This window comes from Corynebacterium nasorum (assembly GCF_032821635.1).
In the GTDB taxonomy this organism is placed as follows: domain Bacteria; phylum Actinomycetota; class Actinomycetes; order Mycobacteriales; family Mycobacteriaceae; genus Corynebacterium; species Corynebacterium kefirresidentii.
Map to the genome: position 1 here is coordinate 77,412 of NZ_JAVBIE010000010.1, position 25,192 is coordinate 102,603.

A 25,192-nucleotide genomic window follows, 5' to 3' on the forward strand; every position below is an offset into this window, starting at 1 on the left:
TGCTTACCACTATGCCACATAAAACGTGCAGCGCATATACGAAAAGGAGGTAGCGGCCCACGGGCGGGACGCTACCTCCTGGGAGTGCCTTTAATGCGGCGGGAGATTACTCCTCGCGCAGGTTGCCTACGTTGCGGATGATGCCGAAGCGGTGCATGGTTACAGAGACTGCCTGCTCAAGGAGGTAAGGGATGAGCTCACGGCGGCCGTCGGCAAGCACGGGCTGGTCCAGCACCACGGAGTTGGAGCGCACTGCGGACTCGTAGATGGAATCCGGCACGGTGCCCAAGGCGCGCACGCGGGAGGAGGGGGCATTGGCCACGTCGGTGGCAAAAGCCTCGTCGGTAATGGCCTTGATATCGAAACCGAGGTCCTGCAGCTGGGTAGCAACCTCCGGGGTGGCGGAGATTTCCGTTGCAGTACCGGTGATGGCGGCTGCCAGCACCTGGCGAGCAACTTCGCGCAGCGCGTAGCCCTCGCCCACACGCACGCGCAGCTTGGTCAGTAGCTGACGGTAGCGGAAGATATTGGCCTCAGAGACCAACCCGGTGCGGTCGTGGTTGCGGCCGAACTCCTCCTGCCAAGCCAGCTGGTCCAGCTCTGCGGCGCGCCATAGCCAAGTGATGTCGTCCTCGGTGAGCTTGCCGGAGAGGTTATCGCGCAGGCGGTGCAGCGCGGCGAGGCTAGCTGGAGCGATGTCCACATTGCGTGGCTTGAGCTCGCCATCGGCCCATTCACCCATCTGCGCCACGTAGTTCGGGCCGCCGGCCTTAGCACCCGGGCCCATGACGGACTTCTTCCAACCGCCGAAGGACTGGCGCTGCACAATCGCGCCGGTAATGCCGCGGTTGACGTAGGCATTGCCCACCTCAACGTTGTCGATCCAGTACTCAATCTCGGCGTCATCAAGCGAGTGGATGCCGCCAGTCAGGCCATAGCCGGTGTCGTTTTGCCAGGCAATAGCCTCTTCCAACGTATCGGCGTACATGATGCCAAGGATGGGGCCGAAGCACTCATTCTTGTGGTACCAGGAGCCCGGCTGCACATTATCGCGAATGCCCGGGGACCACAGGGTGCCTTCCTGGTTGAGCTTTTCCGGCTTGAGTAGCCACTTCTCACCCGGTTCGAGCTGGGTGAGGCCGCGCAGGAGCTTCTCGCTTGGTTCCTCGGCCAAGCCGTTCATGGTCGTGGTGATATCAAAGCCCGGGCCCGGCTTAAGGGTCTTGACAGCATCCAATAGCTGGGTGCGCAGACGCTCGGACTTGCCTGCCGCGCCGACGAAGATGACCAGGGAGGCCGCCGAGCACTTCTGGCCAGAGTGACCGAAAGCGGAGTTGTAGAGGTCATCGATGGCCAAGTCGGGGTCTGCCGCTGGGGTGATAATGAGCGCGTTCTTACCGGAAGTCTCTGCCATGATGTTCATCTTGGGCTTCCAGGAACGGAAGAGTGCACCGGTATCGGACGCGCCGGTGAGGATGACATTGTCTACATCATCGTGGGAGAGCAGCGCCTTGCCGGCCTCGGCTTCATCGGTGAGCACGAGCTGCACCAAATCCGGATCCAGGCCCTGCGCCTCGAGGGCGGTGCGGAAGGCTTCCACCACGAGCTTGCCACAGTGAACTACCTGCGGGGCTGGCTTGACGATAACCGCCGAGCCAGCCGCCAAGGACGCCGCAATGCCGCCGGTCGGGATGGCAATGGGGAAGTTCCACGGCGGGGTTACCACGGTGACGGTGTGCGGGGTGAACTGGGAGTAGGACTCCTCCAGCAGGCGCGCGGACTGGCCGTAGTAGGTGCAGAAGTCAATCGCCTCAGAGACCTCAGGGTCGGTCTGAGTAACGGTCTTATTGGCCTCATACGCAGCCACAGAGATGAACTTACCGCGCTGGGAAGCAATCTCGTCCGCGACCGCCTCGAGGGCCGCAGCGCGCTCGGCGGCAGGACGCTTACCCCACTCGGTGCCGAGCTCCTTGGCGCGGGCGATGTGGCTTTCTACCGCGGCTGGGTCGGTGACCTCTGTGATGCCGTGTTCGCCCGGGTTGCGCTTGAGCGCTTCCTGTGCCCACTGGCGGTTCGGGGCAAGAGCCGAGTCAGTATCGGCCTCGTTGGTAAAGCGGCCGGTGCGCGGTGCCTGGCGGCCATCCTCCTCGAGGCGGTTCTGGGTGCGGCGGGCGCCAGCGAAGGTGTCCCAGCGCTTGGCGACGGCCCGACGGAACGTCTCTTCCTGGTCCGCAAGCGGCTCCTCGCCTGGGGCAAAGAGTGCGTAGAGGAAGTTCTGCGGTGCGGAGTTCTCTTCCAAGCGGCGTACCAGGTAGGACACGGCGACATCGAAGTCTTCTGCGTGGACAACCGGGGTATAGAGGATCTGGCGGCCGTCAAAGACCTTGCGCACCGCTGCCTGCTGCGCTGGGGACATGCCCTGCAGCATCTCCGAATCCATCATGTGCAGCACGCCGCGCTTCTTGCCCAGCTCATAGGCCATTGCCGCGGTATAGAGGTTGTGGGTTGCTACACCGATGCGGACGCTATCGGCGTACTCTTCGCGCAGGATGAAATCCAAAAGGCGGTAGTAGTTGGCATCTACGTCGAGCTTGTTGGTGTAGGTAGCCAGCGGCCAATCGTGGACCTCGCCCTGCACGGTTTCCATGGATAGGTTCGCGCCCTTTACAATGCGCACCTTGACCTTGCCGCCGCCCTTAGCCACGCGCTCCTTGGCAAAGTCAGCGACATCCTTGAGCGCATCGAAGGTATCTGGCAGGTAAGCCTGCAGCACGATGCCGGCATCTAGGGTGAGGAACTCCGGCTCGCTGAGCAGCTCCTTGAACAGGCGGATGGTCAGGTGGAGATCGTGGTACTCCTCCATGTCCATGTTGATAAAGACCTTGTCGGTGCGGTCGGCAGCAGCCTGATACAGCGGGCGCAGGCGCTCCTTGAGGCGCTCTACCGAGCCATCGATATCCCAGTGATTGAGCTGGGCCACCATGGAGGAAGCCTTGACCGAAACGTAGGTTACGCGTGGGTTCTGGATGAGCTTGAGGGTGCGCTGCGCGCGGGACTTAGCCTCTTCCTCACCGAGCACGGCCTCACCCAGCAGGTTGAGGTTGAGCTGTTCGCCGGATTCGGCGGCCTTGTCCAGAATCTTGTTGAGTGCATCAGACTCGGCGTCCAGAACGAGGTGGCCAACCATCTTGCGCATGTATAGGCGGGCCACCGGCATGACCAGGTTGGGCAGGATTGGACCGAAGAAGCCACCGGCGCCAACGAGCGCACCATTGATGCTGCCTAGGAACGACGGGTCATAGTGGGAGGAAATATCCTTCAGCGCGTGTGCGGCAACCTTGTCATCTTCTGGGCGCATGACGCGGTCGACGAAGTCCATGGTGAACTTCACGCCGTCGTCATCGCGCAGCAGGTCCGCGAGCTGTTCGGTGGCCTTATCTTCTTCGTCCGCAGTGGACTTCAACCAGTCGTGGGCGCGGCTAATCGCTGCGGGCAGGACTGCTTCCACATCATCAGAGATGGGCAAGCGGGTATTTGCAGGAGAAGTCATATGGGTTCTACCTCTATTTCAAACGGGTCACATCCTAGACACCACCCTTCACGCGGGAGTGAAGGTAGATGTATCTGCGCCGGTCTGGAATTGCTGGGCGATACGGCGTCTGGATGGTGAGCGGTGAGCTATGTGGTGCTGCAGGGTGCAGCTGGGTGAGGAGCGAACACGCGGGTGCGCGCGACGCAATGTGAGGGTCGCAGAGATTCGTGGTGAAATGCGATGTTCAGCGGGCCTTTATGCGGGCCGAATGCGGACGGGAGGCCTATCGCTGCTGCGACGAACGCGCGCCAGGTTGGTGTTCAACACTCACCTGCTTTCTATGACGTGACTATAGGGGCAGAGGAAGAAACGTGAGCGGTATAGCGCTCTGACGTGCGGCAACCCTGCAGGTTCAGGCTGCGATTGTTGCCTAGGAAATACTATGAACTTTGGTGTTGTCGTAATTATAGGGAAGCACCAAACGTGATGCTAGTCTCCTTTGCAAAACGGTAACGGGGGTAGAAAAACAAAAAATAAACCCCAGCATGTGGGGTTTAGAGGGGGTATTGACGCATCCGGGGGTAGCCCACCCCCGGATTGTCCAACAATTGGGTTCTAAGAACCGTAGCCGGCCTTGAGCGCCTTCACTGCCAGCTCAAGCCGCGACTTGGCGTGGAATTCACTGAGCAGGGTGGACACATACTTCTTCACTGTGCCCGGTGCATAGTGTGTGCTCTTGGCAATTTCTTCATTGGATTTGCCTTGGCAGACCAGGTCCAAGACCTGCTCTAAAGCAGGCGAGATGTGGTGGTTGTCCTTAATCTTCGCGGTCGCTGCTGCTGTATTAGCGTCGGTGCCCTCAGTGTTCCAATCAGGAAGCTGTTCAAATAGGCGGGTGAGGGATTGCGGGGTGACAACCGTGCCGCCGCGTACAGCCTCACGCACAGTATCCAAAATGTAGACCGGCTTGGAGCTTTTCAGAATATAAGCCGCAGCCTTATTGGCCATGACCTCTTTGAGGGTTTCATCATTGTCCATTGCGGTCATGGCGACGAAGACCGGTGGGTCTTCCAGCTTATTGACCTCACGCAAGAGGGTAGTGCCATCCATCTCGGGCATATGGATGTCCGCGACAATGACGTCAAAGTCCTGCTCCTGCAAAAGCGCGAGAGCGACCTTGCCATTTTCTGCGGTGGCGCGCACCTCCATGTCCTCAGCCGAGGCAAAATAGCGCCCCAAGGCCTCAAGGACAAGTGGGTCGTCATCGACGACCAAGAGGGATGTTTTTACCTCCCGCACCATGGTGCAGGGCAGCCGAAAGCGATATCAACAGGAGATTCGTATTTCGTAGTTTGCGGCAGCTCGCCGGGTGTAAGGCCAGCGCCGAAGATGGAAGAAGACAACATCAGTGGGGCGAGAAAGCTAGCGAGTGCGGCCTGCATGAGGGCGCTCCTTTTTAAAGATTTGTATTTGCCAGAAACAAGCGACAGCTTAGTGCAAGAATTAAACGCTTGCTATACAACGTGGTGGAACTAACGCCGCTTATGGAGACTGGGTGGCAGAGAAAGAGTCAACTCCCATCTTTCCGATTCCAAGTTTGTCTCTAAGCGTGCGTCGATCGTAGCAGCGATCCGAGTCATCGAGGACATTCCAATACCGGAGGACATATCGGTGGTCTTGCTCGTGGGTTTTGCAATGGGATTTGTAATGGTTACGACAGTCCAACCCACATGCGGGCGGACAGAAATCGTAATTTCTGCGCCCGGAGGTGAATACTTCACGGCGTTAAGGCATGCTTCCGTAGTGATAGCCGCGATGGGGTCGAGGATCTCCTGTGGGAATTCCGGCGCAAACTCCTCACCGCGTACTTCTACTACGGGCGCCCGGTTGAGGCGCTGAAGGCGCTCTTCTTCCTCTGAGATGAGTTGAGCAAAACTCGTGGGTTTTGTCGTGGTGCCAAAACTCATGCCATCGTTTACCCCATCAATGTTGTTGCGCAGGACCTTTGTTAGTGCGCGAACCTCGGACATTGATGAGCGCATGGAATCACTGAGTGCATCGAGCTTTCGGACTAGCTCCGGCTGTTTGGAGTATTCAAGGCTGAGAGCCTCCAATTGCATCGTATTTACGGTCAGATTAGAAACTACCGAGTTGTGCAAGGTTTCAGCGAGATCAGATTGACGACGCTTCACGTCATCGTTCCACTCCATCATTGCGGATCTGTAGCGATCAGCTGAGTGCGCGAATATTGCTCCAATAACGCCGCCGACTCCAATAAGCATTCCCCACGTAAGGGCTGGTGCAGGGTGCAAGCTTAAAGTGAGCTCCACAGGATCGACTAGTCCACAAAGCCACAGAACCAAACCTATTGCGATCGTGCGTATGTGCTTTCCGTGATACGCCACTACTGCAAGAAACACAGGAGCGAGAAATATTGAGCTAACAAGAGGGGTTCTGGCGAGAAGCGTGGCGATCGCCCAAGTGATGACGAACGCGGCGCTCATGCTCAACGGCCAGCGGTAAGCAGTCGTAGCAATGGCTGTAAGGGCCAGTCCCAAGACTGCTGCGGACAATTGATATTCAGTGGAGGTAAGGAATGCGCCAAGTAGTGTCAGTGCTACACAAATCACCGCGGTTAGGGCGGCTGTTCGCTGCAGGGTCATGGCCGCGCGGATGCGTTGGTGAAGGGGTGGCTGTGAAGGTTTCGACACGGTGCTGTCCACGCTTCCTGGATGCTAAGGCTCAATGGGGTTTATCTCCCTAGTGTAGGTACAGCGAACGTGAAACAGCGATTGAAAACAGCGAAACCCCCGCACCTTCGTGCACGGTTCCTTGTGGTGGGTTCCGTGCGGAGGTAGAAGGTGAGGGGGTTTAGCTGGTCTTCATGAAGGAGTGCAGAGTGCTAATTACTTAGCTTCTGCAGCAGCCTCTGCGTCATCCTTGGAGGACAGGCCCTCGAATACGGAGGCCAGGCCCTCGGAGTCGGTGTTGGACTCGGAGGAAGCCTCGACGAGGCCCTTGATGCCCTTGACGAGTGCCTCGAAGTCGATGGCGGAGCTGAGGTCTACTAGGGAATCGAACATATACATTCCTTTCGGATAGGCGGAGTAAAACTACAATCTCTCTCTGGGGTAGCAGCTCTTAACTGCTGTGATTCCTAGTATGCGGCAGTGGGGGCGCGCCGCCAATCCTCTTTTGGATCCTTTCTGAGGTAACTTTTGGATCCTCTTAGAGATGTTTAAGGATCTCCGTTTGGGTATGAGGCTGTGTGGGGGAGGGGGTTAATGGGCAGGGGTGGGAAAGTGGGCGTCGGAAAGAGCGGCGGTGAGCTGGTAAAAGTGGGACATTTGAGAAAAAGTTGAGTCTTGGGGAATAACTTTTGTAGGCTGCCCGTTGTAGAGATTGAGTGACACAGGCTCAAGGTTGTGTGACTGGGTGTGAAAGTTCTGTTACAGTAGCGCTCGGACACAACGAGAAGTTGAGTCACTGACAGTCAACTTTATTAATTACCCCAAGATAAAAGGAGAAGAAATCATGGGACGCGCAGTAGGTATTGACCTTGGTACGACGAACTCCGTCGTTTCCGTACTGGAAGGTGGCGAGTCCACCGTTATCGCTAACTCCGAGGGCTCTCGCACCACGCCTTCCGTCGTTGCCTTTGCAAAGAACGGCGAAATTCTGGTGGGCCAGTCCGCCAAGAACCAGGCGGTAACCAACGTTGATCGCACCATTCGTTCCGTCAAGCGCCACATCGGCTCTGACTGGAAGATCAACATTGACGATAAGGACTACACCTCCCAGGAGATCTCCGCCCGCACACTGATGAAGCTGAAGCGCGACGCGGAGGCTTACCTTGGCGAGGATGTTACTGACGCCGTTATCACCGTTCCTGCATACTTCGAGGACGCACAGCGCCAGGCCACCAAGGAAGCTGGCCAGATTGCAGGCCTGAACGTGCTCCGTATTGTCAACGAGCCAACCGCAGCCGCTTTGGCTTATGGCCTGGAAAAGGGCGAGCAGGAGCAGACCATCCTGGTATTTGACCTGGGTGGCGGCACCTTCGACGTCTCCTTGCTGGAAATCGGCGATGGCGTGGTTGAGGTTATGGCAACCGCCGGCGATAACGAGCTGGGTGGCGATGACTGGGATCAGCGCATCGTTGACTGGCTGGTAGACCGCTTCAAGACCTCCCAGGGCGTTGACCTGACCAAGGATAAGCGCGCCGTGCAGCGTCTGCGCGAGGCTGCAGAGAAGGCAAAGATTGAGCTGTCCTCCTCCCAGCAGGCCAATATCAACCTGCCGTACATCACGGTTGACTCCGATAAGAACCCACTGTTCTTGGACGAGACCCTGACCCGCACCGAGTTCCAGAAGATCACCCAGGATCTGCTGGATCGCACCAAGGCTCCGTTCAACCAGGTCATCAAGGATGCTGACCTTTCCGTCGGCGATATTGACCACGTTGTTCTCGTTGGTGGCTCCACCCGTATGCCGGCCGTATCGGACCTGGTCAAGGAACTCACCGGTAAGGATGCCAACAAGGGCGTTAACCCGGACGAGGTTGTTGCCGTAGGCGCTGCCCTGCAGGCAGGCGTTCTGCGCGGCGAGGTCAAGGACGTGCTGCTTCTTGACGTCACCCCGTTGTCCCTCGGCATTGAGACCAAGGGTGGCGTGATGACCAAGCTCATCGAGCGCAACACCACCATTCCGACCAAGAAGTCCGAGACCTTTACCACCGCAGAAGACAACCAGCCTTCCGTGCAGATTCAGGTCTTCCAGGGTGAGCGCGAGATGGCTACTGCCAATAAGCTCCTCGGCTCCTTCGAGCTCGGCGGCATTGCTCCGGCACCGCGCGGTGTTCCGCAGATTGAGGTCACCTTCGATATCGATGCCAACGGCATCGTCCACGTGACTGCAAAGGACAAGGGCACCGGCAAGGAAAACACCATCAAGATTCAGGATGGTTCCGGCCTGTCCCAGGAAGAAATCGACCGCATGGTCAAGGATGCTGAGCAGCACGCCGAAGAGGACAAGAAGCGCCGCGAGGAGCAGGAGCTGCGCAATAACGCAGAGTCCACATCCTACCAGACCCGCAAGTTCTTGGACGACAATGCTGACAAGGTATCCGAGGATGTTAAGACCAAGGTTACCGAGGCTGCTGACGCCGTTGATGAGGCTCTGAAGGGCGATGACCTCGAGGCCATCAAGTCCGCAGTGGAGAAGCTGTCCACCGAATCCCAGGAGATGGGCAAGCAGATCTACGAAGCACAGGCTGCTGAGGCTGGTGCTGAGGGCGCGGCTGATGCTGGCGCTGCTCAGGGTGACCCGAACGTCGTCGACGCTGAGGTAGTTGACGAGGATGAGAATAAGGATGGCAATAAGTAATGACTCAGGACAGCGGAATGCCGCATAACCCAGGCGACCCGGAAAACACGGATCCGGAGGCTACCTCGGCTGACCGCGCTGAGGCTGCTGCCGAGCAGGCTGAGGAGGCCCAGGCCGCGCAGGAAGCGCAGGCTGATGCCACCGAAGAAGCCGAGCTGGATCCCACTCTCGATGCTGACCTTGAAGAAGCGCTGGCAGACGTCAACGCTGATGAGGTAGAGGCCGAGGCCGCGGGTGAAGAGCCCGCTGGCAACGGCGTCAGCGATGTGGAAGCACAGTTGGCAGAACGCACGGAAGACCTACAGCGTCTGAATGCGGAATACACCAACTACCGCCGCCGCACCGAGCGCGACCGCCAAGCCGTAATCGAGACCGCCAAGGCCAAGGTCATCGCAGATTTTCTGCCTGTCCTTGATGACCTGGAACTGGCCGATGAACACGGTGACTTGGAAGGCCCGCTCAAGGCTTTTGCGGATAAGCTCCACAGCACGCTGGAAAAGCACGAGCTTGCCGCCTTTGGCGAAGAAGGCGACGCCTTCGACCCGGAGGTTCACGAGGCCGTGCAGGACTTGTCTTCAGGCGATGAGCAGGTGCTGGGCACCGTGTTGCGCAAGGGCTACCGTGTGGGCGACAGGCTCGTCCGCAATGCCCTGGTCATCATCGCGGACCCCAGCGATGAGTCCAGCGGCTCGGAAGATTCCGAGTAAATAACATAAAGGGCGCCCTGGGAACTGACGATTGACCTTCCCGCGGCGCCCTTTTACTTAACTTTATCGATTCTCTTTGAAAGGAGGAGATGCCCAGTGAGCGCTAAACCCGAATGGGCAGACAAAGATTATTATGCGGATCTGGGGGTCTCCTCGTCCGCAGAACAGAATGAAATTAAGCGTGCCTACCGCAAGCTAGCACGCGAAAACCACCCCGATACCCACCCCGACGACCCCGCAGCAGCGGAAAGGTTCAAAAAGGTGGCGGAAGCCTACGACGTGCTTTCCGATGCCTCTGAGCGCAAGGAATACGACCAGTTCAAGGCCATGCTCCGTAACGGTGGGGGCTTTGGACGGATGGGAGGCGCCGGATTTCCCGGCGGGTTTCGATCCACGCGCATGGGTGGACAAGGTGCGCAAGAATTCGACCTCTCGGACCTCTTCGGAGGATCCGCTGGAGGAGCGGCTCAGGGCGGCGGTGTTGGGGATATCTTCGGTAGCGTTTTCAACCGCGGCGGTGGTGCTGGCCACTCAGCTAAACCGTCGCGGGGGGCCGACGTCGAAACGGAAATAACCCTCGAGTTCCGCGAGGCCGCCAAGGGAACCACCATCCCCCTAGCGCTGAGCGGAAATGCTCCGTGTACCACGTGCCACGGCTCGGGTTCTGCATCCGGCAAGACCTCTACCTGTGGCACCTGCAGTGGCACCGGTTTTACCTCTGAAAACCGCGGCGCCTTCGGCTTTTCCGCCCCCTGCAAGGATTGCGATGGCACCGGCCGCCGCATCACGGACCCGTGCAAGGACTGCCACGGTACCGGCACGGTTCATCGCACCCGCAATATCACCGTGCGCATCCCTGCCGGCGTCATTGACGGCCAAAAGGTTCGCCTTGCTGGTCAGGGCGAAGCCGGCCCGAACGGCACTCCAGCCGGTGACCTCTTCGTGGCGGTAACCGTCAAACCGGACAAGGTCTTCACTCGAGAAGGCGATGACCTGCACGTTACCGTCCCGGTCTCCTTCACGGAGCTGGCCTTGGGCGATACCATCGCAGTTCCTACCTTGGATAACCCGGTACGCGTGAAGATCCCCGCCGGCACGCCGGATGGGCGAACGCTGAGGGTGCGCGGAAGGGGCATCGCCAAGCGCGGGGGCAACTCCGGTGACCTTTTGGTTACCGTTCAGGTCACCGTGCCCACCAAGCTCGATGCCGCCGCCTCCAGTGCCCTGCGTACCTATGCTCAAGCGGAAAAGGACTCCGGTTTCAACCCGCGTGCGGGTTGGGCCGGCGCCGAGAAGGCTTAGGGTAGGAGGTGTGTTAAGGAATGAGCACTGGAAAGGCAGAAGATTCCGGCACCGCGGTGTATGTGATTTCCGTGGCCGCGGAACTATCCGGAATGCACGCCCAGACCCTGCGAACCTATGACCGCATGGGCTTGGTTTCCCCGGCTCGCACCCGTGGCGGCGGCCGCCGCTACTCCGACCGCGATATCGAGCTGCTGCGCAAGATTCAAGCGCTATCCCAAGACGATGGCGTCAATCTTGCCGGAATCAAGTCCATCATCGAGCTGACCGAGGAACGCGATCGCCTTGAAGCCGAGCGCGACGCCCTAGCTGAAGAGGTTCGGACCCTGCGCGAACAGGCCGCCGGGCGCCGCCCGCAGCGCAGCGGCGAACTTGTCCATGTCCCTCGGTCTACCTCCGTGGTGATGTGGAGTCCGCGTACCGCGCGCGAGCGTAAACGCGCCCGCGGCCGTGGTAACGGTCAGGACTAATTCTTACTCTGCAGACGAGTACATCCCGCCCCGCAGCCAGCGTCGCCGCTGGCTGCGGGGTTTTCTTCTGCCTGCACAGTGACGGTGTGATGTTAAGGCTTGCAAAGGGGATAGCTGCAATCAGTGCGCGTTGCAAAGTTTGGGGTTAGTATATTCAACACAAAGGTGACCTATGGCACATAAACCATAACGAGTGTCATGTACCACCGATGATCCTCGTATTCTCCAGGAAAGGACACGCACCATGACCCTGTACGCAGCTCCGGGAACCGAAGGCTCCATCGTCGATTACCGCGAACGCTATGACAACTACATTGGCGGCCAGTGGGTAGCACCCGTCGACGGCGAATATATGGACAACATCAGTCCGGTCAACGGCGAGGTATTCTGTCAGGTAGCTCGCGGCAAAGAAGCCGATATCAACCTGGCTATCGACGCCGCGGAAAAAGCCTTCGAGACCTTCGGCAAAACCACTCCAGCCGAGCGCGCATTGCTCCTGCACCGCATAGCGGACCGCGTCGAGGAAAATCTGGAAAAGATCGCGGTCGCTGAAACCTGGGAGAACGGTAAGGCTGTGCGCGAAACCCTTGCCGCCGATATTCCGCTCGCCGTAGATCACTTCCGCTACTTTGCCGGCGCCATCCGCGCCCAAGAAGGCCGCCTATCCCAGCTCAACCAGGACACCGTGGCCTACCACTACCATGAGCCGCTCGGAGTAGTGGGCCAGATTATCCCGTGGAACTTCCCGCTGCTCATGGCCGCTTGGAAGATCGCGCCCGCACTGGCTGCAGGTAACTGCATTGTTATGAAGCCAGCGGAGCAAACCCCTGCCTCAATCCTGCTTCTCATGGATATTATCGGTGACCTCCTCCCTGCTGGCGTGCTCAATATCGTCAACGGACTAGGTGAGGAGGCAGGCGCGGCACTCTCTGGCTCGGACCGCATTGCCAAGATTGCCTTCACCGGCTCTACTCCAGTGGGCAAGATCATCAACAAAGCCGCCGCAGACAAGGTCATCCCCGTCACCCTGGAACTGGGTGGTAAATCCCCATCTATCTTCTTTAAAGACATCATGGATGAAGATGATTCCTACCTGGAAAAGTGCGTTGAAGGCTTCGTTATGTTCGCCCTCAACCAAGGTGAGGTCTGCACCTGTCCATCCCGCGCCCTGGTGCACGAGGACATTGCGGATAAATTCTTGGAGCTGGCCATTGAGCGCGTGAAGAAGATCAAGATTGGCCACCCACTTGATACGGAAACCATGATGGGCGCGCAGGCTTCCGAGGAGCAGATGGACAAGATTAAGCAATACCTGGAGATCGGCCCGCAGGAAGGCGCGGAGACCCTCATCGGTGGCCACGTGAACAAGGTAGAAGGCTTGGAAAAGGGCTACTACATTGAGCCCACCGTGTTTAAGGGCAATAATGACATGCGCATCTTCCAGGAGGAGATCTTCGGCCCAGTACTCTCTGTAGCCACGTTCAAAGATTATGACGAGGCGATTGCCATCGCTAACGCTACTAACTTTGGCCTCGGTGCAGGCGTATGGTCGCGTAGTCAAAACATTTGCTACCGCGCCGGCCGCGATATTCAGGCCGGCCGCGTATGGGTAAACCACTACCATGACTACCCGGCGCACAGCGCCTTCGGCGGCTACAAGGAATCCGGCCTTGGCCGTGAGAACCACTTGATGATGCTGGGCCACTATCAGGAGACTAAGAATATGTTGGTCTCCTACTCGGATCAGCCGGCCGGCCTGTTCTAAAACACCTCCCGCGGGTAAATCTGTGCAGGCGGTTCCACAATGTCGTGCGGCCTAGCGCGCCCGTGCCACTTGGCCTAGGCCGCGCAGGAACCGTGGGTCCTCCCAATAGGTGCCGTGGTCACCAGGGAGGCCATCTGCGCCGGGAAGGGGAGTGGCACCAAAGGCATCCGTGGTGGGATCGGGGCCATGGATGCCGCCGTGCGGCCCCGTCGCAATGGCGATGGGGTCGTGCGCGTTGGTAGCTGCCCAGATGCGGCCATGGAGTTCTGAGGAGTGGCTAGCGCCGGTTCCGGGGCTGCCGACGAGCACCACGTCATCAGCAATCTTGTCCTCCTTAGCGGCGTGCCCGGTGACTACTGAACCATAGGAATATCCCACTACGGTGCGCTTGGCCTGCGGATAACGCGCACCAAGCGCGCGCTGAAACCGGACGAGCTCTTGGCCAGCGGTGCGCGCGGGGCCGGCATGAATTGCCCGAGGCAGGGAAGATGGCGCCTGGTAGCCTAACCACACCACGGTCGGCCCACCGCTGGCTTTAGCCAAGTTGCGGCCCCGGTCCACCGCGCGCTGCCAGGTTTCTGGATCGGAGGAGTGAACTCCTTCGACAAATGTGGTGAGCGATGCCGGCGTGGTCCGGAATTCGCCTGGATCCACCATGGCAACAAGCCGTCCGTCGCTTGCTTCTAATACCTTCATATCTGGGTTTTTCGTGGCCAGCTGAGCCACGTGCTCGTTGGCTTGGGCTAGGTTAATCTCGTGAATGGTGTCCACAGGTAGATCGGAAAATTCTTCAAACCGCACGGGAGGAGAAACACCAGCAGGCGTACACAGGGCATCAATTTCTTGGGAACAGAGCCAATCGAGGGAATCGCCCAATGCTCGTACCTGATTTAATAGGAGCCCAGCGGCGCGGGCCGCCGCGACATTGCGCTCGTCTATCTGGCCTAGGAATGCGATGATGCGGTCTTCTAGTTCCTCACGGCGGGCCTGCAGGTTGGCGTGGCGGTCAAGGGTGGCGGCAACGTGCTCCATCTGGTGCAACGACGGTGCCAGCCAGTCGGTATAGGCTGCCAAGCTGGTGCGAGCGGCGTCGCCAGCAGGCCCTCCCAGCGATAGAGTAAGCCAATCATGGTGCGAATCTATAAAACGAAAGTGCAGTTCAGAGCGCTCTGTGCGCAGGTGGCTGGCGCCATTTCTTAGGGCCGTAGAAAGGGTCATCGAGCGGCTCCTAGGGATTGGCCTAGCCGGGAATCCACCCCGGCGGCGGTGCTGAGGAAGTTCGCGACGGAGCGCAATTGCTCGGCCGTGGCATTCTCAGTTGCGGCCACGGTGCTGGACCAAGCTGACCGGGCTCGCTCCAGTGCGTCTGCGGTTCGGCAGGCGGTATCGAGCGCGGCCGTCGGCGGTGGCAGCGGAGGCCGAGAGAGCAGGGAACGGACATAATCGGGTAAGTGCGTGGGAATTTCTACATAGCTCATGCCCCTTAGCCTGATGGACGTCGCAGTTCAGCGCTATGGGCGCAGAGGCAGCCTGTGGATAACTCGGTTCCGCTTCATTACTTTGGGAGGCATGAAGGTAGCAGCAGTGCAGTTAACATCCACCGGAAATATCACCGAAAACCAGGAGATAGCCCTAGCAAAGATCCGTGAAGCCGCTGGAAACGGGGCGCGACTTATCGTGCTGCCAGAGGCCACGTCACAGAATTTCCGCTCCGGGCGTCTTGATGAGCAGGCGCAATCACTCGAAGGTCCGTTTGCCACGGCGATCCAAGCTCTGGCAGAAGAACTCGAGGTTACCGTCGTAGCCGGCATGTTTTGCCCAGCCGATACCGTTGAGCGCGATGGCAAGACCATCAATCGGGTTAGCAATACAGCGCTTATTGCAGGGTCTGGCGTGTTAGGTGGGTACGACAAGATTCATACCTATGACGCCTTCGATTACCGCGAATCGGATACTGTCTTGGCCGGCGAATCGCTGGTTGCCTTTGATGTTGATGACCTTGTAGTGGGCGTGGCCACCTGCTATGACATTCGCTTCCCGGAGCAGTTCAAGGAGCTAGCTAGCCAGGGCGCGCAGCTTATCGTGGTGCCTACCAGCTGGGCAGACGGCCCCGGCAAGCTGGAGCAGTGGCGCCTGCTTACGGCCGCGCGTGCCTTGGATTCCACCAGCTACATTGTGGCGGCCGGCCAATCGCGCCCAGGCGGTGACGCAAAAGCGGGCAATCCCTCCGGCCCGACGGGCATTGGACATTCCACCATCGTTGATCCGAACGGGGTGCGCGTGGCCGAGGCTGGCTACGAAGATGACATCCTCTATGCCGAGATCGATCCGAATGAGGTAGCGAAAACCCGCCGCACCTTGCCGGTCGTGACCCCTGCGGACTAGGCGAGTGCTGCGTAATCCTCCGGCTGCCAGCGCCCGTCGCGGCCCCAGCTAAGGACATCGATCTGCTGCTTGTTCAAGCCCTTCTTAACCAACTCTTGTTTACCTTCCGCAACCTCTTCGGCGGGGCCGACGAGCAGGAAGCGCGGGGGAGTGCCTGTGGATAACTCCACCTCGTTGACTACTACATCGGTCGGCTCTCCGGAGACCACATAATCGGCACCGGGGGCCAATTCGCGGGCGTTGAGCAACCACGGGTCCCTTTCTTCCCGCACGATGCGGCGCACTCGGACTCCTAGCGCTGCCAGATTTTGCTGGAAGTAGGTGTCATAGTGGGCACCGGGGCTGCCCGCTACGGCAAAGATGCGCGGTACGTGATTGTGGTCGCCGTCGTCCAGCGCGGCGAGCGCCGCGCAGCGGGCCGTGGCCCATCCGGTGCCGTAGGCAATGATGATTAGCTCTTCTGCGCCCGCGTTGTGGAGGCTTATTCCACCAGCGGGCTGGCCAAGGGTCCACCAATCACCGGGCTGCGCGTGCGCGAGGGACCGAGAGGCCTCACCCGCGGTGGAGACGTGGAAGACTAACTGGCCGGTTCCGTCGCTAGGCTGTGCGGGAGTAAGCATGCGCCATTGACCGGGCAAGTACTGCGTGGTCACGGGAAAGTGCTGTCCCGGTTGATAGGGCACGGCTAAGCCGGCTTCCACGCGAATAATAGAAGTATCACGGGTGGGATGGTCCACAGCCACCACTTGCGCCGAGTGCGCCGGTGCTTCGCCGGCGGCATCAGATTCTCCGGCAACCTGGGCCATCGTCGTGCATATGCGGTGGATGACATCGCGGGCGAAATCGTACTGATACTGCGTCAGTGCCAGGACTCGCAGGCCCGCTATCAGGGCGTGTTCAAAACGAGAATAAATCTCGGCCGGAAACCCATGCCGGCGGTGATCGCGGGCGAGTTGGGTGAGCTTTGCAGAGACTTCGGAAAGCAGGGGCTGTCCCGGCTCCGTACGTTCAATCACCCACGCCAGCGCGGGGACCAGAGAGGTATGGGTATCGCGCATAGACAGGGCGAATATTTGCCGGGATTCGGGCACCGCGTTAAAGAAATGCTCGTGCACCGCATCGCGGTACTCGTTTGCGTAATTTCGAAAATGCTCGCCCAATTCCCACATGTCTCATCATCCTAATAGTCGGTGCCGCACCGGAGGTCGAGCTACATACTGAAAGCTGTAGTGGGGGTGAAAACGGGAGCCTATGTTGTGGATCACTTAGTGGAAGGTATTGTATTCCCTATCCGTCTGCCCTCTAACGGGGGCAAGCCGCCATAATTGCACAGCTAGAAAGGGTCTCCATGGAAGATTTTTCCGCTTATACGCTCATGCTGGATGTGGGCTGGATTTCTTTGCTCATGGTCATCGGCAATGTCCTGCGTCACCAAGTGAAGTTCATCTTCCAGGACCTGTTGCTACCTGCCCCGATTACCGCCGGCCTCATCGGCTTGCTGGTTGGTCCAAACGTGCTGGGTTGGATTAACTTCTCCGATAACTTGGGTGACTACACCTCCATCCTCATCGCGGTGGTCTTTGCGTCTATGGCCTACTCCATGGAAGTAGGCGGAAATATGGGCAAGGGTGCGCGCAATATGTGGGGCTACTCCACCATGATGTTTACCGGCCAGTGGGGCCTGTTCATCGTGCTGGGTCTTTTCCTCTTTGCGCCGCTATTTGATACCCCAAATTGGTTCGGCATGATGCTGCCCGTTGGCTTTACCGGCGGCTTTGGTACCGCCGCGGCCGTGGGTGGCGCGCTCGAAGGTGTAGGCGCTGATGCGGCATCCTCGCTGGGCTTTACCTCGGCGACCGTCGGCACGCTGGCCGCAATCATTGGCGGCGTTATCGCCGGCAACTGGGGCATCCGGAAGGGCAAGGTTTCCCACGTGCCCAAGGAGCTGCCGGAAGAGCTGCGCCGCGGCTACATCAAAAACATTGATGATCGTCCGTCGCTCGGCCGCGCTACCACCAATCCCTCGTCCATCGAGCCGCTCGCACTGCACTTCGGCTTCATCATCCTGACCGTGATGACTGCCTACGGCATCAACCAGGGTTTGAGCAGCATCTGGGAGAATGTCTCCGTGCCGCTCTTTGCCATGTCCATGGTGGTGGGACTATTCTTCCGCGCGCTTATGAACTTCGTGGGCGCCGAGGACTACCTAGATAAGGACTCCATTTCCTCCATCTCCGGAGCAGCCACGGACTACCTCATTGCCTTCGGCGTGGCCGCCATCGTTCCGGCCGCCATTGCTTCCTACTGGCAGGCGCTTCTTCTCCTCTTTATCCTCGGCACCATCTTCTGTGTGTTCTTCTTGCTGTGGTTCCCGGCCGAGTTCTTTGGTGAGCGCTGGATTGAGCGCGGCATCTTTGGCTGGGGTTGGGCCACCGCCACCGTGGCGACCGGCATTGCCATCCTGAAGATCGTGGATCCCAAGCTCAAGTCCGGCACCCTGTCTGAATATGGCATGGCCTATATCGGCTTCGGACCCTTTGAAATCTCGTGGACCATCATCGCGCCAATGGCCGTCATGTACGGGTTTACCGGCATTTTCGGCGCCATTTCCTTGGCGATTTCCATCGGCGTCTATATCGCCTTTAAATCCATGCGTCTTATGCCACCGCGCGGCACCATCTTCCAAGAGGGTATTGGCCATGTAGGACAAAGGCGGGAATAGCCGCGCTTGCCGACGTCCCCCCTCCCGCATCGCTACCTTAAAAAACTATGAGATTGGGCGCACCAAAACTTAGAAAATGGTTCCCAGTGCGAGGCGGGTGGACGCGGCTGCGGTCGTGACCATGGCCTATCGGCCCCGCTACCACCGTCAACATCGGTGAGGGTAAAAATACTTGAAAAGTGCAATCGATTGGGATTATCCCTAAACCTTAAAATTTGTTAGAATCAGCTGGTGTCAATCTCTGGCGTGATGAGGAAATAGATGTACCAGTTGGATGGGGCTTCCAGGCGGGTGATTATCCTGGAAGCCGCTGTTTATGTAGCGGGTTGCGAAGGCGAGCAGGCCGTTACCGTGGAATCTGTGGCAGACCAGGCTGGCCTCTCGCCGGAGGCGGTTTCTGAGGAATTTAGCAGCGGTGCTGCCATGCTTGCGGAAATCCCAGATTTTTTGGATTGCCGCATGTCTGAATACATGGTGGAGGCTGCACGTCACCTGCCAGAGGGTAACTCTGGCGGCGATGTCCTCATGCAGTTGGCGGAGGCCTACTTTGCCTACGCGCAAGACGAGCCCGACATCTACCACTACCTTTTCGAACGGTACGATGCCATGGATGAGGAGCGGGTCTGCCAATTTGCCAAGGGGGAAAAGTCGGGCACGCCGGGTGCGGACATGGCGCTGAACGTCGTCAAGCGCTTTGCCGAAGAGCAGGGTGCCGTCGTAGCGGCAGACGGAGATATCTCGCCCCTGGAAATCGGCCGCATTACTTTGGCCCTCTGGTCGCTCATCCATGGCATGGGCCACCTGAGTGTGGTGGGCATCTTGCGCCTGCAGCATGCCGTTATTCGCGCCGCTAACCTGAAGCAGGTGGATCGCCTCGTGGTTGATGCCCTGCAATATTGGTTTAAAAATAAGCAGATCCCGCAGCGCCGCCCCATTATGAACGATGCCCGCGGCATTGTAGAAAAGGTCATGGGCAGCGAACGTGAAAAGCCCTTCGTGGCCCCGGATAACCTTGAGCAAATGGACCCGGAGGAAACCAAGAAGGTCATTATTGAGGCCGCGTTGCGCGTTGCTGGTCGCAACGGCGTCGACCGTCGCTTCTTTGACCACGTGGCCGAAAAGCTTGGTACCTCCAAAGACTTCCTGACCACCATTGTGGACAATGACTTCGCGCTGCGTGAGGTGGCAGAAACTCTCACCACCACAGAGATGGCGAAGATCTTTGAGGCCTGCCTCGCCGAGCTTCCGGATGACACCCCCACGGTAGACCGCCTGCAGATTGTTGCGGCCGCCTACTTTAACTACGCGATGATGTACCCAGAGCGTTTCAGCTCCATTATTGCGCTGGCCAGCGGTTCTGTAGTTCCGCACAATGGTGATGGTAGCTCGCATGAGGGCATGACCAAGAACTTCGCCATCATGATGGATCTGCTCCGCAAGTTTGTCATCGAGATGGGAATTACTCCCACCGACCAGCTGGTTTATATCAGCACTTTGGCCGTGTGGGCAGGGGCCAATGGCATTGCCCATCTGTGCAGCATCGGCGATTTCAAGAGCTTTAATGAAGATCTCAAGTGGGCGCTTTTTATCCAGGTGGTAACCGTGTCCTTCTTTGCCATCGCCCATGGCTTGCAGATTCTTGGCCATGAAAACGAGGAGTTCAAGCAGGTTTAATCACCCTGTGCAAAGTTGAGCGACCTACGCTCAAAAATATTTAGGTTGAGTGGAATAGGCTCAACTCTGGGTGCGTTGTACTAAGTGAAGCCCTACAGTGGGTGAATAAATCTTAGAAGGAGCAACGCACACATGAACTCATTTAACCCCACCACTAAAACACAAGAGGCCTTGCAGGACGCCCTGCAAACCGCCTCTTCTAATGGAAACCCGGATATCCGCCCGGCTCACCTGCTGGCGGCAATTCTCAGCCAGGACGGCGGAATCGCCGCTCCGGTTCTTAAGGCCACCGGCGTAGATCCGGATACTGTGCTCAAGGAAGCCCGCGAGCTTGTTGATTCTTATCCCAAGGCCGAGGGCGCCAATATGGCCAACCCGCAATTTAACCGCGACGGCCTCAACGTCCTAACGCAGTCGCAGGAACTGGCCGGTGAGCTTGGTGATGAATTCGTTTCCACCGAGGTTCTGCTGGCTGCCATCGCCGCCTCCAAGACCGATGCCGCCGAGCTGCTTACCGGCCGCGGTGCTACTTATGACGCCATCAAGGGCGCTTTCCCTTCCGTGCGCGGTGCTGCCAAGGTAACCTCCGAGAATCCGGAGGACCAATTCCAGGCTTTGGAAAAGTACGCCACTGACCTCACTGCTCGCGCCCGCGAAGGCAAGATCGACCCGGTCATCGGCCGTGATCAGGAAATTCGCCGCGTGGTCCAGGTGCTCAGCCGGCGCACGAAGAATAACCCGGTACTCATTGGCGAGCCCGGCGTGGGCAAGACCGCCATCGTGGAAGGCTTGGCCCGCCGCATCGTGGCTGGCGATGTCCCCGAGTCTCTCAAGGGCAAGACCCTCATCAGCCTGGACTTGGGTTCCATGGTCGCTGGCGCTAAGTACCGCGGTGAATTCGAGGAGCGCTTAAAGGCCGTGCTCGATGAGATTAAGTCCTCTGAGGGCGAGATCATCACCTTCATCGACGAGCTGCACACCATCGTCGGCGCCGGTGCTACCGGTGACGGCTCTATGGACGCCGGCAATATGATCAAACCCATGCTGGCCCGTGGCGAGCTGCGCCTCGTAGGCGCCACTACCTTGGACGAGTACCGCAAGTACATCGAAAAGGACGCCGCTCTGGAGCGCCGCTTCCAGCAGGTCTATGCTGCCGAGCCCTCCGTGGAGGACACCATCGGTATTCTGCGTGGCCTGAAGGAGCGCTACGAGGTGCATCACGGCGTGCGCATTATGGACTCCGCGTTGGTTTCGGCCGCCGAGCTGTCCAATCGCTACATCACCAACCGCTTCCTGCCGGATAAGGCCATTGACCTTGTCGACGAAGCAGGTTCCCGCCTGCGCATGGAGATCGATTCCTCCCCGCAGGAAATCGACGAGCTCGAGCGCATCGTCCGCCGCATGGAGATTGAAGAGCTCGCGCTGAAGAAGGAATCGGACGCTGCTTCTCAAGACCGCCTGGCCACCCTGCAAGGTGAGCTTGCGGACCAGCGCGAGAAGCTCGGCGAGCTCAAGGCCCGCTGGGCTAATGAGAAGAAGGCCATCGATGATGTGCAAAACATCAAGGAAGAACTCGATGACCTGCGCCGACAAGCAGAAATCGCCGAGCGTGATGGCGACCTCGCACTCGCCTCTGAGATTAACTACGGCAAGATTCCGCCGCTGGAAAAGGATCTTGCGGCCGCCGAAGTTAAGGCCACCGAGCAGCGCAATACCATGCTCGATGAGGAAGTAAGCCCAGACACCATCGCTGAGGTCGTCTCCGCTTGGACCGGCATTCCGGCCGGCAAGATGCTGCAGGGCGAGACAGAAAAGCTGCTCAATATGGAATCCGTGCTGGGCAAGCGCGTGGTGGGACAGAAGGAAGCCGTTACCGCGGTATCGGATGCTGTGCGCCGTTCCCGTGCGGGAGTGGCCGATCCGAACCGCCCCACCGGTTCTTTCCTCTTCCTCGGTCCTACCGGCGTGGGCAAGACCGAGCTTGCGAAGGCCCTGGCGGACTTCCTCTTCGACGATGAATCCGCGATGGTTCGCATCGATATGTCCGAGTACGGGGAGAAGCACTCCGTTTCCCGCCTCGTTGGTGCTCCTCCGGGATACGTCGGCCATGAGGCCGGCGGACAGCTCACCGAGGCCGTGCGCCGTCGCCCCTACACGCTCGTGCTTTTCGACGAGGTAGAAAAGGCCCACCCCGATGTCTTCGACGTCCTCCTACAGGTCTTGGATGAGGGACGGCTTACCGATGGCCAGGGACGCACCGTCGACTTCCGCAATACCGTCATCATCTTGACCTCCAACTTGGGCGCCGGCGGCACCCGGGAGGAAACCATGGATGCGGTGAAGAAGGCCTTCAAGCCTGAATTCATCAACCGTCTCGATGACGTGGTCATGTTTGAGCCCCTTTCTGAGGAGCTTCTACGCGGCATTGTCGACATCCAGCTGCGCGGCCTGTCCGAGCGTCTCGACGCCCGCCGCCTGACCTTGCAAGTCTCGGATTCTGCCAAGTCCTGGCTGGCCGAGCGCGGCTACGACCCAGCCTACGGTGCCCGTCCGCTGCGCCGTACCATCCAGCAGGCCATTGGTGACAAGCTCGCCAAGAAGCTGTTGGCCGGCGATATCGTCGATGGCGACACTGTCCACGTGGACGTCGCAGATGGCGGTGCCGAGCTAGACATCGCCGCCCGCTAGTCGGCCGCGTACCGCCCGCCGCGCCAAATCCTGCTCATGCCCCTAGACTCGGGGCATGAGCATTTTGGTCTCCCCACAAGAACTCCGCGAATCCATTTATCACGGCGAACGATTTACCCTCTTGGCCACCCACTGGCAGCCACAGCTGCGTCAGAGCTATAACCAGTTCACTTCCTTGCATATTCCTACGGCACTGTTTAGCGATACCGCTAATTCCTTCGCCGGTCTCCCCGGTTCACAGGTAGGCCGCAACCCGCTGCCGGATCCGGATAAGCTGCAGGAGCACTTCCGCCAGTGGGGAATCCGTGAGGACCGCCCCGTCGTGGTCTATGACGAGGGGCGCGGCCTATTCGCCGGCCGCGCGTGGTGGACCTTGCGCTGGGCCGGCTTGGACAACGTCCGCATCCTCGACGGCGGCTTGGCCAATTGGCGCCACCTGGGCTATACGACGCTGACCGGCCCCGGCAACTTCGCCGTGGGCGCCAGCGCCACGGTAAACCCCGGCCAGATGCCGGTGGCCACCATCGATGACGTGCGCAGTCACGATGGCCTGCTCATCGATACCCGCACCCGCAACCGCTTTGCCGGCCGCCGCGAAAACCTCGACCTTAAGGCCGGTCATATCCCCGGCGCCGTCAATGTGCCGGAGCGCCTCTTCCACAACGACGGCCTGCGCACCTGGAAGTCTGCGGGTGAAATCCGCGAAGTTCTTTTCGACGCCGGACTAACCCCCGACAATGTCCAAGGCGCCATCATCTACTCCGGCTCTGGCAACCACTCCGCCCTCGCCCTCGCCGCCATGCACGACGCCGGCTTCACCGGCCTGCGCCACTATGTCGGCGGCTGGTCGCAGTGGTCCGCTAACCCTAAGAACCCTGTCGAGCGCGGCGACCGCCTTACCGTCAACGGCTAATCGCCCACGCTCACCCCTCGCCCTCAGCCTCCCGCCTCCGCGCGCCGAGCGCTGAGGGCTTGTTTGTTCCTACTACTATCGTGGGGTGATGGCTTTTCTAATCCTTGCTTTGGCGCTACTTCTCGGCATTGTCGGCGGTGCCTTGCTGCTTTACGAAGGCAAACAGCGCACCTCCGCCCCTACACTCTCCGCCGACACGGACCCGACGCCCGCTGACGCCACGCCTGCAGACACCGCGCCCGCGGACACCGCTCCTGCAGACACCACTCCCGCAGACACCACTCCCGCAGACGCCGCGCCTGTCGACGCCGCTTCCCCCGAGCCTGAGCCCAGGACCGAGTCCACCGAGTCCGCCGAGCCTGCTTCTTCCGATACCGCTCCCGTTGACTCGACCTCTAGCGATGCCCCCGCTGTCGACCCAGCCCACCTAGCGTCTTCGCCAGCTGCCCCAGCTCCCGAGTCCCATGCCGAAGCCGCACCAGAGTCCGCACCGGAGTCTGAAACCCAGCAAGACCCTGAGCCAACCCCTGAGCGCGGACCAGACCAGGAGCCGAGCAACGAGCCGAAGCACGAGCGAAGCCACAATCCGAGCCAGGAGACCGCGAGCGAGAACCGCGCGCCCTCCAAGCCGCACACCCGCCATCGGCCGATTCTGCCGGGAACGTTGCGTCGCGAGCGCCGCAGTTGGGCAGAAGCAAAAGGCTTCGAATTTATGAAGTCCGATCCTTACCTCGTAGATGAATGGACGAGGGGAGTGGCCTCTACCGGTGCGGCGCCAAAAGACATTGTCGCGGGAAACGTGTATGGCCACGAGATGCTGTTGATGGATATTGATGGCGTCAACGTCATGGCGATGCGCACCGGAGCGGCCTCAGACATGGTGGTGGACTTCCGTCGCTTCGACCGCGAAGACACGAAGGCCTCCGAGGATCTGCATTTAGCCATGACTCTTGAGGGGTTTGATGTGTATTCCTCGGATAGTGCTGTTACCGAGCGCATGGTAGACGAGCGTGTTCACGTCGCCCTGCAGCAAATGCCCGAAGCGGTCACCGCACTGTGGATGGAAACTGAGTGGGTGCTAGCACAGACTACGAAGCAGGCGCGCTCCGCGGAATGGGAAGCGATGCTACCGCCGCTTGCGTTATTGGCAGACGCCGCCCGTGTCTTGCCACCGCGCTCCTCGGCCACTCACGTGGTGCGACTAGAGGAATTGGATCCAGCTCGCGAGATTCCCGCCCAGCCCATCGCGGAAGCTGTCGGCGGTGCGCCGGCTGCCGGTGCGCCCGTGTTTGAGCGTCCCGTCATCCAGCGGCCGGAAGAGCCTTTGCACATGCCGTCCCGGGCGTACTCCGAAACCCGCGGCCCGGTCGAACACAGCGCGCTAGGCGGCGACGAAGTAGACGCTATTGCCGACGGCCGCGAGCGCCCCACCCCCGATTCTCATACCGCCCGCCTGCCGCGCCAGCAGTTCCGCGCTGCCTCCATCTTCGACGGCCCCTCCGACGATTCCACTAGTGGGCCCGCCCCCGGCGCGGCCGATTCCCGTGCAGCCGAGGAATCGGACCCGCGCCGGGAAGAGTAGCCTAGAGACCGATACTGGCGGCCTGCCGCCGCGCACGAGCCGCCGTGCACGAACCACGACAAGGAGC

Annotated in this window: 18 protein-coding genes; 11 read left to right on the forward strand and 7 right to left on the reverse strand. The window is 59.5% G+C overall.

The annotated features are described in order from the left end of the window. Positions 1-106 precede the first annotated feature (106 nt). The 4 genes from RAE07_RS09040 to RAE07_RS09055 form a co-directional block, all read right to left on the reverse strand. Positions 107-3,550, reverse strand: a complete 3,444-nt coding sequence (locus RAE07_RS09040; protein ID WP_259825214.1) for a bifunctional proline dehydrogenase/L-glutamate gamma-semialdehyde dehydrogenase — start codon at positions 3,548-3,550, stop codon at positions 107-109. 597 nt (positions 3,551-4,147) lie between these two features. After that, on the reverse strand, positions 4,148-4,807 hold the full coding sequence (locus tag RAE07_RS09045) for a response regulator transcription factor (protein WP_234288155.1): 660 nt from the start codon (positions 4,805-4,807) through the stop codon (positions 4,148-4,150). A 257-nt stretch (positions 4,808-5,064) separates the two neighbouring features. Beyond that, complete coding sequence (locus tag RAE07_RS09050; RefSeq protein WP_232212556.1) at positions 5,065-5,745, reverse strand: sensor histidine kinase; 681 nt, start codon at positions 5,743-5,745, stop codon at positions 5,065-5,067. 693 nt (positions 5,746-6,438) lie between these two features. Beyond that, on the reverse strand, positions 6,439-6,615 hold the full coding sequence (locus RAE07_RS09055; protein WP_023020008.1) for a hypothetical protein: 177 nt from the start codon (positions 6,613-6,615) through the stop codon (positions 6,439-6,441). Between the two features lie 451 nt (positions 6,616-7,066). Between RAE07_RS09055 and dnaK the strand changes: the two genes are divergently transcribed. From dnaK to exaC, 5 genes are all read left to right on the forward strand, one after another. Continuing rightward, on the forward strand, positions 7,067-8,917 hold the full coding sequence (gene dnaK, locus RAE07_RS09060; protein ID WP_023020007.1) for a molecular chaperone DnaK: 1,851 nt from the start codon (positions 7,067-7,069) through the stop codon (positions 8,915-8,917). Continuing rightward, positions 8,917-9,624 carry a nucleotide exchange factor GrpE gene (gene grpE, locus RAE07_RS09065; protein WP_034655552.1) on the forward strand — a complete coding sequence of 236 codons (708 nt, stop codon included), beginning with the start codon at positions 8,917-8,919 and terminating at the stop codon, positions 9,622-9,624. The genes dnaK and grpE overlap by 1 nt, the downstream gene beginning before the upstream one ends. Before the next feature lie 96 nt (positions 9,625-9,720). Continuing rightward, on the forward strand, positions 9,721-10,926 hold the full coding sequence (gene dnaJ / locus RAE07_RS09070; RefSeq protein ID WP_023020005.1) for a molecular chaperone DnaJ: 1,206 nt from the start codon (positions 9,721-9,723) through the stop codon (positions 10,924-10,926). A 20-nt stretch (positions 10,927-10,946) separates the two neighbouring features. Continuing rightward, positions 10,947-11,396, forward strand: a complete 450-nt coding sequence (locus tag RAE07_RS09075) for a heat shock protein transcriptional repressor HspR (protein WP_023020004.1) — start codon at positions 10,947-10,949, stop codon at positions 11,394-11,396. Positions 11,397-11,640: 244 nt separating this feature from the next. After that, the gene (exaC, locus tag RAE07_RS09080) at positions 11,641-13,161 is read left to right on the forward strand and encodes an acetaldehyde dehydrogenase ExaC (RefSeq protein WP_200288584.1); all 1,521 of its coding nucleotides are present in this window, start codon (positions 11,641-11,643) and stop codon (positions 13,159-13,161) included. A gap of 51 nt (positions 13,162-13,212) precedes the next feature. On the opposite strand, the gene RAE07_RS09085 is transcribed toward exaC, so the two are convergent. Both RAE07_RS09085 and RAE07_RS09090 read right to left on the reverse strand, forming a co-directional pair. After that, a complete protein-coding gene (locus RAE07_RS09085) occupies positions 13,213-14,379 on the reverse strand; it encodes an alpha/beta hydrolase (protein WP_200288585.1) in 1,167 nt (388 codons plus the stop codon). Further along, on the reverse strand, positions 14,376-14,639 hold the full coding sequence (locus RAE07_RS09090; RefSeq protein WP_200288586.1) for a hypothetical protein: 264 nt from the start codon (positions 14,637-14,639) through the stop codon (positions 14,376-14,378). The genes RAE07_RS09085 and RAE07_RS09090 overlap by 4 nt, the downstream gene beginning before the upstream one ends. A gap of 91 nt (positions 14,640-14,730) precedes the next feature. Here RAE07_RS09090 and RAE07_RS09095 point away from each other — a divergent pair, with 91 nt between their 5' ends. After that, entirely contained in the window at positions 14,731-15,546 is an 816-nt protein-coding gene (locus RAE07_RS09095) for a carbon-nitrogen hydrolase family protein (RefSeq protein WP_317001727.1), read from the forward strand. Here RAE07_RS09095 and RAE07_RS09100 read toward each other — a convergent pair. Continuing rightward, on the reverse strand, positions 15,543-16,715 hold the full coding sequence (locus RAE07_RS09100) for an FAD-binding oxidoreductase (RefSeq protein WP_200288588.1): 1,173 nt from the start codon (positions 16,713-16,715) through the stop codon (positions 15,543-15,545). The two genes, RAE07_RS09095 and RAE07_RS09100, sit on opposite strands and share 4 nt — an antisense overlap. 179 nt (positions 16,716-16,894) lie before the next feature. On the opposite strand from RAE07_RS09100, the gene RAE07_RS09105 reads away from it, so the two are divergent. The 5 genes from RAE07_RS09105 to RAE07_RS09125 all read left to right on the forward strand — a co-directional run bounded on the left by RAE07_RS09105 (position 16,895) and on the right by RAE07_RS09125 (position 25,125). Beyond that, positions 16,895-18,268, forward strand: a complete 1,374-nt coding sequence (locus tag RAE07_RS09105) for a sodium/glutamate symporter (RefSeq protein ID WP_200288589.1) — start codon at positions 16,895-16,897, stop codon at positions 18,266-18,268. Positions 18,269-18,529: 261 nt separating this feature from the next. Further along, positions 18,530-19,942, forward strand: a complete 1,413-nt coding sequence (locus tag RAE07_RS09110) for a TetR/AcrR family transcriptional regulator (protein WP_200288590.1) — start codon at positions 18,530-18,532, stop codon at positions 19,940-19,942. 132 nt (positions 19,943-20,074) lie between these two features. Then, positions 20,075-22,630, forward strand: coding sequence for an ATP-dependent chaperone ClpB (gene clpB, locus RAE07_RS09115; protein WP_200288591.1), 2,556 nt, complete (start codon positions 20,075-20,077; stop codon positions 22,628-22,630). Positions 22,631-22,685: 55 nt separating this feature from the next. Then, positions 22,686-23,543 (forward strand): sulfurtransferase, encoded by an 858-nt coding sequence (locus tag RAE07_RS09120; RefSeq protein ID WP_023019996.1) that lies wholly within the window; start codon positions 22,686-22,688, stop codon positions 23,541-23,543. A gap of 88 nt (positions 23,544-23,631) precedes the next feature. Next, the gene (locus RAE07_RS09125; protein ID WP_234288157.1) at positions 23,632-25,125 is read left to right on the forward strand and encodes a TtfA family protein; all 1,494 of its coding nucleotides are present in this window, start codon (positions 23,632-23,634) and stop codon (positions 25,123-25,125) included. The last annotated feature ends 67 nt before the right edge of the window (positions 25,126-25,192 follow it).

Excerpts from the sequence above, each read along its gene's own strand:
- RAE07_RS09090 (WP_200288586.1), bottom strand. The coding sequence starts at position 14,639 with ATGAGCTATGTAGAAATTCCCACGCACTTACCCGATTATGTCCGTTCC.
- RAE07_RS09040 (WP_259825214.1), bottom strand. The coding sequence starts at position 3,550 with ATGACTTCTCCTGCAAATACCCGCTTGCCCATCTCTGATGATGTGGAA.
- dnaK (WP_023020007.1), top strand. The coding sequence starts at position 7,067 with ATGGGACGCGCAGTAGGTATTGACCTTGGTACGACGAACTCCGTCGTT.
- RAE07_RS09095 (WP_317001727.1), top strand. The coding sequence starts at position 14,731 with ATGAAGGTAGCAGCAGTGCAGTTAACATCCACCGGAAATATCACCGAA.
- RAE07_RS09085 (WP_200288585.1), bottom strand. The coding sequence starts at position 14,379 with ATGACCCTTTCTACGGCCCTAAGAAATGGCGCCAGCCACCTGCGCACA.
- RAE07_RS09120 (WP_023019996.1), top strand. The coding sequence starts at position 22,686 with ATGAGCATTTTGGTCTCCCCACAAGAACTCCGCGAATCCATTTATCAC.
- RAE07_RS09105 (WP_200288589.1), top strand. The coding sequence starts at position 16,895 with ATGGAAGATTTTTCCGCTTATACGCTCATGCTGGATGTGGGCTGGATT.
- grpE (WP_034655552.1), top strand. The coding sequence starts at position 8,917 with ATGACTCAGGACAGCGGAATGCCGCATAACCCAGGCGACCCGGAAAAC.
- RAE07_RS09110 (WP_200288590.1), top strand. The coding sequence starts at position 18,530 with ATGTACCAGTTGGATGGGGCTTCCAGGCGGGTGATTATCCTGGAAGCC.
- RAE07_RS09075 (WP_023020004.1), top strand. The coding sequence starts at position 10,947 with ATGAGCACTGGAAAGGCAGAAGATTCCGGCACCGCGGTGTATGTGATT.
- clpB (WP_200288591.1), top strand. The coding sequence starts at position 20,075 with ATGAACTCATTTAACCCCACCACTAAAACACAAGAGGCCTTGCAGGAC.
- RAE07_RS09100 (WP_200288588.1), bottom strand. The coding sequence starts at position 16,715 with ATGTGGGAATTGGGCGAGCATTTTCGAAATTACGCAAACGAGTACCGC.
- exaC (WP_200288584.1), top strand. The coding sequence starts at position 11,641 with ATGACCCTGTACGCAGCTCCGGGAACCGAAGGCTCCATCGTCGATTAC.
- RAE07_RS09125 (WP_234288157.1), top strand. The coding sequence starts at position 23,632 with ATGGCTTTTCTAATCCTTGCTTTGGCGCTACTTCTCGGCATTGTCGGC.
- RAE07_RS09050 (WP_232212556.1), bottom strand. The coding sequence starts at position 5,745 with ATGATGGAGTGGAACGATGACGTGAAGCGTCGTCAATCTGATCTCGCT.
- RAE07_RS09055 (WP_023020008.1), bottom strand. The coding sequence starts at position 6,615 with ATGTTCGATTCCCTAGTAGACCTCAGCTCCGCCATCGACTTCGAGGCA.